Source organism: Chryseobacterium daecheongense (assembly GCF_003729955.1).
Classification (GTDB): domain Bacteria; phylum Bacteroidota; class Bacteroidia; order Flavobacteriales; family Weeksellaceae; genus Chryseobacterium; species Chryseobacterium daecheongense.
Genome location: NZ_RJTX01000001.1, coordinates 557,524 through 572,223, shown reverse-complemented (window position 1 = coordinate 572,223; position 14,700 = coordinate 557,524). Strand labels below are relative to the sequence as shown.

Annotated in this window: 12 protein-coding genes; 7 read left to right on the top strand and 5 right to left on the bottom strand. The window is 36.0% G+C overall.

The annotated features are described in order from the left end of the window. Position 1 precedes the first annotated feature (1 nt). From EGI05_RS02615 to EGI05_RS02585, 7 genes are all read left to right on the top strand, one after another. Positions 2–2,323, top strand: coding sequence for a glycosyltransferase (locus EGI05_RS02615; RefSeq protein WP_123261506.1), 2,322 nt, complete (start codon positions 2–4; stop codon positions 2,321–2,323). An 89-nt stretch (positions 2,324–2,412) separates the two neighbouring features. Further along, the gene (locus EGI05_RS02610; RefSeq protein ID WP_123261505.1) at positions 2,413–3,087 is read left to right on the top strand and encodes a BON domain-containing protein; all 675 of its coding nucleotides are present in this window, start codon (positions 2,413–2,415) and stop codon (positions 3,085–3,087) included. A gap of 167 nt (positions 3,088–3,254) precedes the next feature. After that, a complete protein-coding gene (locus EGI05_RS02605) occupies positions 3,255–3,917 on the top strand; it encodes a BON domain-containing protein (RefSeq protein WP_123261504.1) in 663 nt (220 codons plus the stop codon). A gap of 56 nt (positions 3,918–3,973) precedes the next feature. Continuing rightward, the gene (locus tag EGI05_RS02600; RefSeq protein ID WP_123261503.1) at positions 3,974–4,738 is read left to right on the top strand and encodes an MlaE family ABC transporter permease; all 765 of its coding nucleotides are present in this window, start codon (positions 3,974–3,976) and stop codon (positions 4,736–4,738) included. Beyond that, complete coding sequence (locus tag EGI05_RS02595; protein WP_123261502.1) at positions 4,738–5,517, top strand: ABC transporter ATP-binding protein; 780 nt, start codon at positions 4,738–4,740, stop codon at positions 5,515–5,517. The genes EGI05_RS02600 and EGI05_RS02595 overlap by 1 nt, the downstream gene beginning before the upstream one ends. An 11-nt stretch (positions 5,518–5,528) precedes the next feature. Further along, positions 5,529–6,587: an MlaD family protein gene (locus EGI05_RS02590; protein ID WP_123261501.1), complete on the top strand. Its 1,059-nt coding sequence runs from the start codon at positions 5,529–5,531 to the stop codon at positions 6,585–6,587. A gap of 42 nt (positions 6,588–6,629) precedes the next feature. Continuing rightward, entirely contained in the window at positions 6,630–8,093 is a 1,464-nt protein-coding gene (locus EGI05_RS02585) for an SLC13 family permease (RefSeq protein WP_123261500.1), read from the top strand. Between the two features lie 4 nt (positions 8,094–8,097). Here EGI05_RS02585 and EGI05_RS02580 read toward each other — a convergent pair whose 3' ends face one another. The 5 genes from EGI05_RS02580 to EGI05_RS02560 all read right to left on the bottom strand — a co-directional run bounded on the left by EGI05_RS02580 (position 8,098) and on the right by EGI05_RS02560 (position 14,698). Beyond that, entirely contained in the window at positions 8,098–10,593 is a 2,496-nt protein-coding gene (locus tag EGI05_RS02580; RefSeq protein ID WP_123261499.1) for a cation-translocating P-type ATPase, read from the bottom strand. A gap of 282 nt (positions 10,594–10,875) precedes the next feature. Then, positions 10,876–11,160 (bottom strand): bacteriocin-like protein, encoded by a 285-nt coding sequence (locus EGI05_RS02575; RefSeq protein ID WP_123261498.1) that lies wholly within the window; start codon positions 11,158–11,160, stop codon positions 10,876–10,878. A 319-nt stretch (positions 11,161–11,479) separates the two neighbouring features. Beyond that, entirely contained in the window at positions 11,480–11,938 is a 459-nt protein-coding gene (locus EGI05_RS02570) for a PA2169 family four-helix-bundle protein (RefSeq protein ID WP_123262556.1), read from the bottom strand. A 119-nt stretch (positions 11,939–12,057) separates the two neighbouring features. Next, positions 12,058–13,383 (bottom strand): phosphatidylserine decarboxylase family protein, encoded by a 1,326-nt coding sequence (locus EGI05_RS02565; RefSeq protein ID WP_123261497.1) that lies wholly within the window; start codon positions 13,381–13,383, stop codon positions 12,058–12,060. 193 nt (positions 13,384–13,576) lie between these two features. Beyond that, positions 13,577–14,698, bottom strand: a complete 1,122-nt coding sequence (locus EGI05_RS02560) for a tetratricopeptide repeat protein (protein WP_134197380.1) — start codon at positions 14,696–14,698, stop codon at positions 13,577–13,579. Positions 14,699–14,700 lie beyond the last annotated feature (2 nt).

The following is a 14,700-nucleotide window of genomic DNA, read 5'->3' as shown; positions in this document are numbered from 1 at the left end:
AATGAAAAATAAACTGAATATGAGAAAAAGGCTGCCAAGCAAGTCTGCATTGAATCCTTTATATGAAAATAAAGCACCGCAATTGCTTATGATCAGTACTTTCCCTCCCAGAGAATGTGGCATTGCTACCTATACACAGGATTTGATAAAAGCAATCAGAAATAAGTTTGCAGAATCTTTTGAAATCAAAATATGTGCATTAGAAAATGGAGGACACCAATATGATAAAAATGTAAATTATGTTTTAAAAACAGATAATCCTGAGTCTTATCATGAGTTAATTGAGAATATCAATTGGCATGATCCAATTGAATTGGTAATCCTGCAACACGAGTTTGGCCTCTTCAGAAACAATGAAAAAGAATTATTCCAGTTTTTAAGTTCTATACATCCACCTTTAGTAGTAGTGTTTCATACTGTTTTACCCAAACCGGAAGAAGAAATAAAACAATATATTCAGAACATTGCCAATATTGCCAATGCTCTGGTAGTTATGACAAATGCTGCTAAGGAGTTATTAGAAAATGATTACCACATTAAAAAAGAACAAATTACAGTCATATCACATGGTACACACCTGGTAGAACATGTTGATAAAAACATTTTAAAGAAAAAATACGGTTATCAGGACCGAAAGATATTATCAACATTTGGGCTTCTAAGTTCTGGTAAAAGCATTGAAACAACACTTGCTGCCTTACCTTCGATCATTGAACAGCATCCTGAAGTATTGTTTCTTATTATAGGGAAAACACATCCATGCGTAATACAAAATGAGGGGGAAAAATACAGACAAAATTTAGAATTAATAGTTGATAATTTACAAATAAATTCAAATGTTGAATTTATTAATGAATATTTATCACTTGATACATTATTAGAATATTTACAACTTACAGATATTTATCTGTTTACTTCAAAAGATCCTAATCAGGCAGTCAGTGGCACTTTTTCCTATGCAATGAGTTGTGGATGTCCAATTATCTCCACTCCTATTCCACATGCTCTTGAACTATCAGAAAAAGGAACAGGAATTATTATCAATTTTAACGATTCCACACAGCTTGCTCAGGAAGTAATTAATTTACTGAATCAAGAATCACAAAGAAACAGCATCAGCTTAAATGGTTTGCATCAAATGGCTCCAACGGCATGGGAAAACTCTGCAATAGCCCATGTTCAGTTATTCAAGGAAATTTTGGGTGCAAATTTGAAAATTCAGTACAAAATACCAGAAATTAATCTGAATCATTTGAAGAAAATGACCACTAATTTTGGGATTATTCAATTTTCTGTTATAAATCATCCTGATATGAATTCCGGGTATACAGTGGATGACAATGCCAGAGCATTAATAGCAATGTGCCAGCATTATAAAGCTTTCGGTACAATAGACGATTTGAAATATATTAATCTCTATTTTAATTTTATCTCTTATTGCTTTCAGGATGAAGGTTGTTTTTTAAATTATGTTAATATCCAAAAACAATTTACTGCACAAAATGGTACTTGTAACCTTGAAGATTCTTTTGGTAGGGCAATATGGGCTTTGGGTTATCTACTTTCACTGCATAGTATTATCCCGGCAGATTTAATCAATAAAGCACAGGTGTTATTTGATAAAGCCATGTTGCAGGCTTCTACAATTCATTCTACAAGAGCTATGGCATTTATCATCAAAGGATTGTATTATGCCGGTATTAAAAATAATTCCTTAGAGAACATAGGGGCTATGGAAGAACTTGCAGATAGATTGATACAAATGTATAAACATGAATCAGATAAACAATGGAAATGGTATGAAAGCTATTTAACTTATGCTAATAGTGTTATACCTGAAGCAATACTGTTTGCATGGTTAACTATTCGTAAATCTGAATATTTATCCACAGCAATAATTTCATTTGATTTTCTGATATCAAAAATATTTTCACAGGAAGCCATTAAAGTAATTTCCAATAAAGGTTGGATGCATAATAATCTGGAAACAGATGCAATACATAAAGGAGGAGAACAGCCCATTGATGTTGCTTACACTATTATGGCACTAAGTGAATTCTATAATGTATTTAAAATTAAAGATTACAAGTACAAAATGTTCGCTGCTTTTAATTGGTTTTTAGGAAAAAATCATTTGAACCGAATAGTCTATAATCCTTGTACAGGAGGATGCTATGATGGTGTAGAAAATGATTACATCAATTTAAATCAGGGAGCCGAATCTACTATTAGTTATTTAATGTCAAGATTGATAATACAAAAGTATATCAGATCTCCAAAAGATATAGTACAAAACGGAGTGAAGCAGAAAATGTTTTATTAAACAGCTTAATCTATTTTGAAATGAAATCATGATAAATTGTTAATTAACAGGATTCCAAAAACATTTATTAACCCCAAAAAATTATTAAAATGAAAACAAACGCAGAATTACAAGAAGACGTTCAAAAAGCCATTCAGTGGGAGCCGTTATTGCATGCAGCAGAAATAGGAGTTACTGCCAAAGACGGTATTGTTTCCTTAACCGGTTTCGTAGATAGCTACGCAAAAAAAATGGAAGCTGAAAATGCAGCTAAAAAGGTGATTGGAGTGAAAGCCTTGGTGGAAAATATTGAAGTGAAATTTCCAAGCTCTTGGTCAAAAACAGATGCCGAAGTCGCAAAAGAAGTTTTAAATGCACTAAAATTTAATTATTCTATTCCCGATGACAGCATTAAAGTAAAAGTTGAGGATGGCAGAGTTACTTTAGAGGGAGAATTACCTTGGAACTATCAAAAAGAAGAAGCTGCAAGTGCGGTGAAATACCTTACAGGCGTAAAAGGTGTTATTAACAATATCCAGATCAAATCTGAAACAGATGATGCAATTCAGAAAAAAGATATTGAAGATGCACTTAGAAGAAGTACAATTTATGACAATGGGATTAAAGTATCAGTATCAGGTACAACAGTTACTTTAACCGGAACTGCCAACTCTTGGTATCAAAAAGAAGAAGCAGGTCGCATTGCATGGAAAACTCCCGGTATTTGGCATGTGGAGAATGAATTGGAAGTTGACTATGACTATGATTACGACTATTCTCTATAATAGACAGATCAATTAATTTCTAACCTGTGGGAGATTTTTCTTCTACAGGTTTTTTTATATTATCCTCTATCATCAGATTAATCTGACTAACATCATATTTCATAGTGATTCCCATCATCCTATTTTTTTAAGAGTTTCCGGAACTTTGGAATATAATTTATAACAAAATGAAAACAAACGCAGAATTACAGAAAGACGTTCAGGATGCCATTAAATGGGAGCCTCTCCTACACTCGGCTGAAATTGGAGTCACCGCAAAGAATGGTGTAGTTTCCCTTACCGGCATAGTCGATAGTTATGCAAAGAAAATGCAGGCAGAAGATGCTGCAAAAAATGTTGTCGGAGTAAAGGTGCTGGTAGAAAACATTAAAGTAAAGTTTCCAAATTCACGATCAAAGACTGACATTGAAATCGCCGATGAAATTATAGCGGCATTTGAATCTAATACAGTGATTCCGGAAAAACAAATAAAAGTGAAAGTTGAAGATGGGTGGGTAGATCTGGATGGCGAATTACCCTGGGACTATCTGAGGGAAATTACAGAAAATGCTATTCAATATCTTCCCGGAGTGAAAGGTATTTACAATAATATTACTATCAAGCCGGAAATTCGGGAAAGAGTTGATAAAAAAGATATAGAAGAAGCTCTTAAAAGAAGCCCTATTGATGATAAAGAAATCAAGGTATCCGTATCAGGATCAACCGTTACGCTGACCGGCGCTGTACATTCATGGCGCCAAAAAGAAGAAGCTGGCCGTATTGCCTGGAAAACTCCCGGAATAGAACATGTAAAAAACGAACTGAAAGTTGATTATGAATACGACTTTTAGGGATTTCCTCTGGTAAGTACTTAGGATCAATATTTCTCTAATAAAATCTGCAGACCATGGAAACATTTTTTAAAAACAGCTTTACTCTGGTAGGCAATATCGCTTCATTCTCAGCCCGTTTTTTCAAGGAAATCATTAAACCGGGTTTTGAGTTTAAAGAGTTCATCAGGCAATGTTTTATTGTAGGCTATCAGTCATTGCCATTGGTAACGATAACAGGTTTTATTATGGGTCTGGTGCTTACGATACAATCACGTCCGGCAATGGCCAGATTCGGAGCCGAATCATGGATACCCGGTATGGTTTCCCTGTCATTGATAAGAGAAATTGCGCCGGTGATTACTGCTTTAATTTGCGCCGGAAGAGTATCATCCGGTATAGGAGCCGAATTAGGCTCTATGAAAGTAACTGAGCAGATTGATGCTATGGAGGTTTCAGCGATCAATCCTTATCGGTATCTGGTAGTGACAAGAACCATGGCCACTACATTTATGATCCCAATTTTAGTGATCTATGCGGATCTGATCGGAATTATAGGAGGTTTCATAGGTATAAATATTCATAGTGAGAACAATATACAACACTATTTTTCCCATGTATTTGAGTCCCTGGAATATGTAGACATTTTGCCTGCCACCATCAAGACTTTCTTTTTCGGCTTTTTTATTGGGATTATTGGCTGTTTTGAAGGATTCAATGCTTCCGGTGGAACAAAAAGTGTAGGGAAAGCAGCCAATTCTGCAGTAGTTTCAGCTTCCCTGATGATTTTTATTATTGATCTCATCGCAGTACAGGTAACCGATTTATTTTTTGAATTATAATGAAAGCTAATAAACACCCTGTTATCAATGCTCATGAATTATCCATTGGTGAGCCGCTGATAGAATTTAAGAATGTTTATAAATCTTACGGTAACAATAAGGTGCTGAACGGTATTAGCTTCATTGTTAAAAAAGGGGAAAATCTGGTCATATTAGGCCGTTCGGGTTCGGGTAAATCCGTAGCCGTTAAATGCCTGGTTGGACTTTCTGAAGTAGATAAAGGGGAAATAATTATTTCAGGAGAAGATATCACCCTGCTTAATGAAGAAGAACGAAACCGGATCAGGATGAAGATAGGTTTTCTGTTTCAGAGCGGAGCTTTATATGATTCTATGACAGTAAGACAAAATTTGGCATTTACATTACAGCATAATAAAAAAAATTTAAATGAGCAGGACATAGAAGCAGCGGTAAGGGAGGTATTGGGCAATGTAGGGCTTGAAGATGCTATTGATAAAATGCCTTCAGAATTATCAGGAGGAATGCGGAAAAGAATAGGACTCGCGAGAGCATTGATCATTAAGCCAGAGATCATCATTTATGATGAACCAACAGGTGGATTAGACACCATTACAGCCCGGGAAATTATTGAGCTTATACGCAGTATCAAGCAGAAGTATAATGCCACCTCCATTATCATAACCCACGATCTTACCTGCGCAAAATATACGGGAGACAGAATCATTATTCTTAAAGACGGAGTGATCAGGGCAGAAGGCAGTTATAAAGACATTGAAAATAATGATGATGATTGGGTAAAATCTTTTTTTGAAAAATAAAAACCTGAATCATGAAAAACGAGTCATCAAACCACTTTAAACTGGGAGCTTTTGTAATACTGGGCCTTATTATTTTTATAGTGGCTATTTATTTCATTGGTGTCAACAGGAACTTATTCGGTTCAAATTTCGTTCTGCGTTCAGAATTCAAAAATGTGAGCGGATTAAAGCAAGGCAGCAATGTACGTCTTTCGGGAATCAATGTAGGAACCGTAAGTAAGATCGATTTCATTTCAGACTCACTGGTTCTGGTAAAACTTATGATCAGGAAAGATGTGCAGAAATATATTAAAACGGATGCTGTTGCCAGTATAGCAACAGACGGTTTGGTGGGAGATAAAGTACTTATCATTTCGCCCGGAACAAGTTCAACTACTGTGGTGAAAGATAATGATATCATTGCTTCCTATAAGGCTGCTGAAATAGAAGACGTACTATTAAGCATTAAAAAAAGTGCTGATAATACTCAAATCATTACCAATGAGCTTGTAGAATTCACCAATAACATGAATAATAAAAACGGTTTATTAGCCAAAATAATGACCAATAAAGATTTTGCCACCCGAATAGACAGAACTATCGGGAATTTGGAGAAAAGTTCCGAAGAACTGGCACAATTTACTCCCGTTCTGAATAATAAGAATGGTACAGTATCCAATATATTTACTAATAAAAGCTGGTCGGATGACATTGAAAAAAGTATTCATGATTTGCGGTACAGCTCTAAAGAAATAAATGATTTCATGACTCAACTGAATAATAAAAATAATATCCTTCATGAAATATCTTCTAATGATAGTTTGGCTATTTATTTAGAGACTACGCTTCGCAATCTTGAAAAAAGCTCTCAGGATCTGAATAAATTCACCTCAAAAATAAACAATGATGAAAATGTCATGTCCAAGCTTATCAATAATCCTAAACTGGGAAAATCTGTAGATTCCACGATTATTAATATTGAAAAAGGAGTTGACGAACTGAAAGAAATAGAAGAAGCCGCCAAGCATAACTTTTTATTGAGAGGTTATTTTAATAAAAAGAAAAAAGAGGCAAGAAAACAGAAAAAATAATGGTCCTGATCAATCGGTGACAACGATATAATTGCAATAACCATGTCAACACATCTTCAACTGAGTCATAAAAAAATCGGTTTAATACTTGGTTTTTCACTTAGCGTTTTAAGTTTTATAATTAACCCTTTTATATTATCTTATCGCGCTAATCAGGTGCTTTCCATTGCTGTTCTTATGATCATTTGGTGGGTGTTTGAGGCAGTTCCCATGGCTGTTACGGCATTACTGCCAGTTATCTTATTTCCTGTTTTGGGTATTACATCCCTTAAAGAAGCAGCCGAGAACTATGCAGATCCTATCGTATTTCTGTTTATGGGAGGTTTTTTCATAGCTTTAGCCATTGAGAAATGGAACCTTCATCAAAGAATAGCTTTGGGCATCATCAGGGTTACAGGAACTAATGGAGACCGGATTATACTTGGCTTTATTATGGCAACTGGTTTTCTCAGTTTGTGGCTTAGCAATACAGCTACCACCATGATGATGTATCCTTTGGCGGTATCGGTTATCCATGTTATTCAGAATCATAATAAAAATGCAAAGAATATAAAGAACTTTTCCCTGGCATTAATGCTTTCCATTGCTTATGCTTCCAATTTTGCAATAGGCACAGTGATCGCTACTCCACCCAATGTTGCCTATGCAGGGTACATTGAAGACAGATTTGATTATACCATTAGCTTTTCTGACTGGATGATTTTATTTCTGCCTCTGACCGTATTTTTATTATTATTACTCTATGGAATACTTGTAAAAATAGTATATCCCAATAATATCAGATACAGCAAAGAAGCGTCAAATGCCATTAAAAAAGCGCAGCTTCAATTGGGATTGATGAGTAAACCAGAAGTGAGGGTTTTATTTATTTTCATTCTCACCGTTGTATTGTGGATCACAAAGGATATTGTTAATGCCTGGCAAAGCTATATATTATTAGATGATACGGCTATTGGTATGTTGGGTGGTATTCTGCTATTTCTGATACCTTCCGGGCAGAAAACAGAGGGAGAAACTGAGAGATTGATGTCCTGGCCCGACGTCCGGAATATGGCATGGGATATATTGCTGCTTTTTGGGGGAGGAATAGCATTAGCCGATGCTCTTGAAAAATCACAGCTACTACATGAATTGGCTTCCGGTTTAAGATTGATTTCTACAGATAATTTATTTTTGCTCATCCTGATAGTGACTGCCATTTCGGTATTTTTAAGTGAAATTATCAGTAACCTTGCTTTAGTAATTATCCTTTCACCGGTAGTAACTTCTTTGGCTTTGTCTTTACAGATCAATCCTTTGCTGCTGGGTATTCCTATGACTTTGAGCGCCAGTTGTGCCAGTATGCTTCCCATGGGAACTCCTCCCAATGCCATAATTTTTGCCAAAAGTAAAATGAAAATTCGGTATATGATGAAAACCGGGCTTATTCTTGATATAGTGTGCATCATCATCATATCCTTGGTATGCTGGCTCTTTATTCCCATGATGCCCGGAATGAAACTATAAGGTTTTATTTTGAGCTCATTCTTTTCAATAATTTCACAATTTCATACCAAATTACGGAAACAAACCCTGTTAAGCAGCAAATAGCGAGTTGAGAGAATTCTAATGCTTTAAATCTGAAGAATCCGGCTAAAGGTTTAATATAGATGATGAGACCTAAAATGATAACTGTGAGCAGGATAATGAGTGGAATTAAATTGTTTTTATACTTCAGAGTAGTAAAAGCAGAATAATAAAATGAACGGTTAATTAAGGTCAAAAATATATTCGCTGTAATCAGTGTGCTGAAAACCATCGTCCGTGTAAGATTTTCCGTATATCCGTGAAATACCGAAAACTGATAAACAAACAAAACTCCTATTGTAATGCAGCTTCCTTGTATAATACTTGTCATTAATTCTTTTGCCTTAAAGAAAGTGGTTGCAAAAGGTCTGGGTTTTTGAAGCATTATATTTTCTTCCGTAGGCTCATTTTCATAGATAATGGAACATGTAGGACCCATTATCAGCTCTAAAAAAATTACATGAAGAGGAGTCAGAATATTAGGATACATCCAATTAAAAGCTAAAGGAAGAAAAACCGTCAAAATAATGGGAATGTGTATGGAAATGATGTATTGTATTGCCTTTTTCAGGTTAGAATATATTCTTCTGCCCATAGATATCGCGTTGATCATTTTTTCCAGATCATCGTCTACCAATATTAATGAGGCCGCCTGTTTGGCTATTTCAGTACCTTTCTTTCCCATAGCAATACCAATATGCGCTGCTTTCAAGGCAGGGCCGTCATTTACGCCGTCTCCTGTCATAGCTACGATTTCTTTTTCCGTCTTCAGTGCTTTTATGATTCTGAGCTTAGCTTCGGGAAACATTCTGGTGAAAATGTTGATGTTTTGTACACATTCCCGGAGTTCGGAGTCCTGTAGTTTCATGAGCTCTTCTCCCGTTATACTTTTTTCATATCCCTTGAATCCTATTTGTCTGGCTATGGCCATAGTGGTATCCGAATTATCCCCTGTTATTATCTTTACAGCTATTCCTGCCTGATAAAAGCCGTTTAATACCTGCTGCATATTTCTTTTCGGAGGGTCATAAAATGCAATGAGTCCTTTATAATTGAAGATGAGCTCCTGTTGATGCTCAGGAAAACTGTTTCCGGAAAGTTGAGACACTCCTACTCCTAATACTCTGTAGCCATTCGAAGCAAAATTTTTCACAGCAATCCTGATGCTTTCCTTTTCGCCGGGATTAAGCTTGGAAACCTCAATTAATGCTTCCGGAGCTCCCTTTGCAGCGATGATCCGGTTCCCGGATTGATCTTCAAATATATGCGTCATCATAGGCGGCTTCCCATCAAGCGGATATTCATGGATCATTCTGAAGTAAGGGCGTTTGTCCTCCTGAAAATGTTTCCCATAAGCTTCATGCAATGCTTTTTCCATGGGATCAAAAGGGATGGGTTCACTTGCCCACATGGATAATTCCAGTAACTCTTTTTCATCTTCTCTATTTATATCATCGGGACTGAATTCTTTTTGAGAGGAAATAAGAAACAGTTTTGCCAAAGTCATTTCATTTTCAGTAAGCGTTCCCGTTTTATCCGTGCAAATAATAGTAGCACTTCCCAAGGTCTCTACAGTTTTCATCTGCTTCACGATAATTCCCATTCTCATTAAACGCCATGCTCCCAGTGCCATGAATGTAGCAAAGGCAACAGGAATCTCTTCAGGTAAGATACTCATTGCCAGCGTGAGTGCTTTTAGAAGGCTGTCTAGTATATTGTAAGACCGCAAATAATTCATAATCCATACCAGAATAAAAATGATGGATCCGGCAATAATCATTTTCTTTACAAAATCATTGATCTGTATTTCCAGGGGGCTTTTCTCGTCTTTGATATCTTCTAGGCTTTTCCCTATTTTTCCCAGTTTGGTTTTGTTCCCTATGTCAGTTACAGTAGCAACGGCCAATCCGCTGGCTACTATTGTACCCGAATATACATAATGATCTTCAGCGTTTTTATCTTTGTATACGGAAAGAGATTCTCCTGTAAGAATAGATTGATTGACAGAAAAATCATTGGAATGTATGATGGTTCCGTCTGCAATGATCAGGTCGCCCTCTTCCATCATGATACTGTCTCCTACCACTACCTCTTCTGTGTTGATTTGCTGTACTTCTCCGTTACGGATCACTTTGCAGCTGGGCTTTGTAAATGTTTTTAGCTTTTCCAGGGCATTGCGGCTTCTGGATTCCTGATACAAAGAAATGGTTGAAACCAATATGATGGCAAAAGCAAGGAACAAACCATCATTGATTTGATTATTAATGAAATATAAAAAAGAGGTAACCAATAGTAAAATGATCATTGGTTCCTTTATAATGTTTTTCAGAAAGTACAGAAGTGTATTTTCTTTTTTGTATTCCAGTTTGTTATATCCATGCTCTTTTCTTGCAGTGATAACCTGTTGATCTGTAAGTCCGGATATTTTGAAATCGTACATTACATTATTGCTGTTATTATTTGAATAAAGTTTGCTGTATATGTAAAGTTACTATATTTAAATGTGGTATGATGAATGAGATTATAAAAAGAACACCGGAAACGAACATTTTTATTCTTTCTTAGTAAAAATAATTTTAAATGTTTTTGAGGAAAGAAATTTGAAACATGCATTATATTATAAGCAACGAAGTGTTGCTTATATTTTTAGGATTAGCCTATTTGCCCAAAATAAAAAACCGCTCATTTGAGCGGTCTATAGTAACATGAATTTGTGTTTATCTTAACAAGTAGATCCACATGCAAGTAATTTAATGGTAACAATACCATTAATCACACACTGTACCTGGCATAATGTAGAACCGGCAAGGTTTCCTGCAGAACCTACAGCACCGCCAATAGTACCTACAGCACCACCAACAACACCTCCTACAATAGCACCGGCACCGTTCACAGCACCGCTTACTACCCCACCAAGGCCATTAGCTGCTCCTACAATGTTATCAAGTAGTCCGTTACCTGAAATAGTTCTCAATTCGTTTCTGTTCAATTTTTTTAAGTTTTTCATGTGTAAATATTTATTTGATTATTACATCACTAAGATATGAATAATAACAATATGTTTATATTATTTTGGAAAAAATAATTAAAATAATTTATTAATTAATATTTCATTAATATAAATGATTTTTCATGAATAATTCGGAATATTGAAAATTTCAAATTTTGCTAGGTTTTGAAATGTAAAAAAATGAAGTAAATATTATTTTCTTTAGTAAAATTTTAACTAATAAAAAAATAAATTTTATGGTGAACTGAAATTTCCTTATCTCAGATTTAATATTCAATCTTGTTTGTTGAGGAATGATTAGCAGTGCTTAATAGCCCTACTCTTTCTTTTTGTATTCTTCCATCTTTTCAAATTGATGGTAAGATTCTTTAATACTTTTTAAATGTTCAGTCACGATTTCCAAGCTTCTTCCACTGAGGCTCCCACTTTTAATGGCATCTTCATAAGCTTTGATGGCTGCCTTTTCTCCAAAAACTACATTTTCTAATGTGGACTCTACATTGGCGAATAGGAAAGAATTCTTAATATCGATCCATGCTCTGTGTAGGGCACCGGCAACCGAGGGTGAATCTTGTGGCTGTCCGTTGATTTCGGTAATAAGGTTGATGAGTTCAATTTTCATAATCTTTGATTGAGAGATCATATGGTCATATTCACCTTTTACATCGGGATACTTTTCCCATATTTTTCCTTCTACTTTTTCAAATCCTTCAATCCTGTCATTGGTAATATGCAGCAGATCATTCAATACTGATATTGTTTGTTCGGTTTTCATATGTAAATATTTTGTGGTTATAGGATTTTGTACAATAATTATGCCCATCAATAAACAACAAAAAGGGCTATATTCATAATGATATAACCCTCTTATTATATTTTTGAATACCCTGGGATTTAATCAGCTACCACGCCAATTCTTGCTTTTACAGGGATATTATAAGTGTTTAAGCTTGGTGTCTGTCCATGAAAATCAAAATTGATATTCACTCCCGGCCTGAAAATCAAGCAATGGGTTGAACCTCCAAAATGGAAAGTGCCTATCGGGTCTCCTTTTCTGACATAATCTCCCGGATTCACGGTAATCTCACAGCTGGAGACTTCTGCCATACCGATGGCAACGAAGCACATTAATCCTATTTTTTCATTATCTGATTGGATGAAAATCAATGCTCTTGCCGCTAACTCGGCAATATAGCCTTGGGAGTCATTGGGTCCGGCAGGATCATACCCTTCAACAGGTGCTTCTGCATAGTAAGTACCGGGAACATTTTGGATGGCTACGATTTTTCCATCAACCGGACTGTTCCACCTGTGATAGGTTTTGGCGCAGAGAAAAGCCTGATAAACCGTGCTGTTATCCCCGAATTGTTCCGCTAAAGGATGATTATCCATAATATCGATCAAAGAGTAAGGCTGTCCTTTCATCCAGAACTTATCTCTCATCATGGCATTGGTCACACAATTATAAGGTGCCGATTCACAGGCGTTCACAATGACTGAAGGATCGCTGTCTTCCGGACTCACTTCTCTTATACCGGGATTAAATTCGCGGGTGAAAAAATCATCCCAGCTTTTAAACCCGAAATAAGGCTGATCCGGCTGACATTGATAATTGTAGATGAAATTGGCTAAAGCGTCCTGAGGATCATTGCCCTGTCCTCTTAGTGGATCCATAGCGGCGATCGCTTCCAATGCTTCGGGAGAAAACCAACCTATAGGATTGGTGTAGTCTGGCTGTGGCTGATTTACGGGACCGTTGACCAGAACGTATTGTGAAGCGCTGGTTTGCAGGAATTGTTTCCATTCATCCAGTATCACGCTTAGTTTTTCATTGACAACGGAATTGGTGAATGCCAAATATCCGCCGCTGGTTCCCATTGCCCAATCTAAAATAGCGTTGATGGGAAAACCAACCAATCCGATTGTGTCTTCTATTTTACTGTAACAAGGGGCTTCCTGTAAGATCTGGTTCATGATAAGAAGCATTGTTTCAAAATTCTTTACAGGTTCGTTATACCCTTGTGGAATTTCATCATACATGCTTGTGAAGCTCATGTATAAAATGGGATCGTTATATATAGCATCTCTGAGATCTGCAATTGCCGGATTGAGCGGAGTTTGAGAATTTTTTGCCTGGTTGACTTTTTTCTCTATCCAGCTGTTCAGGAAATCTCTGTCAGAGGGAAGCCATTTTCCAATTCTGTATTTTACGTGATTCATGATAATAGTGTTTTATGGTTAATGTTTTTATGAATTTAACCCTAAAATTAATCACACGCAAGAGAAAAAACAAGAGTGTTTTTACTTAAAATTAAATATACGTAGAATTACCGGTGAATCCCTGTCGCTAAGATATTTGAAATATTGAAATGATGTAGTCTGGAATTTCTGCTATGAAATAGAGATGAAAGTGTCAATCGATAACGGTATGTTTTTTCTTGAAAACCTCTATTCCATTTTCATTTTTCTCAAAAGCATTGTACAAATCGGTATCATAATGAAGAAATAATTTTAAAATGTCCTTTGCTTCTGAAAACTTTCCCAGTAATGCTAATGAACAGGCATATGTTTCCACGACTTCCTGATCTTCCGGATAGAGATGATAGGCTTCTCCGGCCACTTTTTCAGCAAGCAGAAAGTCGTCCTGTGAGTGATAAGCTCCTGTAAAAACAATCATAAAAGCCAGGCAATATCTTGCGATATAATTTGATGGGCGGTATTGAATGGATTTCAAATAAGCTGTTTGAGCTTCTGGATATTTTCTTTCCTTTTTTAAGGAACGTCCAACAACGAAGTAATAATATCCTATCAATTCATTTTTCGTTAAATTCTTAAGATATTGAAGTTTAAGCTCAGTTTCTTTATTGAATCCGGGAGTAATTCCCAGAATGCCTTTCCGATACTCATCATCTGTAGTTATTTTTGCTGTGTTGACATCCCAGTTGACAGATGCTCCATTGGGCAACGACCAACGGATAAATGTATGATAAGGAACTTCAACAACGTGAAATGAAAGCTTCAAAACGTCTCCTACTCCTAAATAGATAAAAGAAAGCAGATCACAATCAACATGATATAAAGAATCTGATTTTGTGTAGTTTTCCGACCTGTAATTGATTTTCCAATCTTTATCTGTATAAAAACAGCCCAGAGAGCCTTTTCTTTTTAAAGTTAAAGCCTCAGAAAGCCTTTCAACTTTTACACATACTGAAAATCTTTCCTTAAAAATGGCCGAATCAATCATGCGAAGAATTTTTTCTGCCTGTTCTTTATCCTTTATTGTGGATATATCTTGCCCTTTTACGGCTCTTAGGCAGTTGCCAATGGTATTATCCAGTAATTGATATTTTGCGTCAAAATCGTTAGGAACTGAACCCGATTCACTATTCTCTTCAATCTGCAGCAACTGGTGGGCAACGGTATTAAACTTCCACTGATAACGCTTACTCTGGGACAAGAACAATGAAGGTGTCAATAGAAATATCAACACTGCTGTTTGAAAGATCTGCAGTTTTTTTGATCTGGTAGTTATCATGG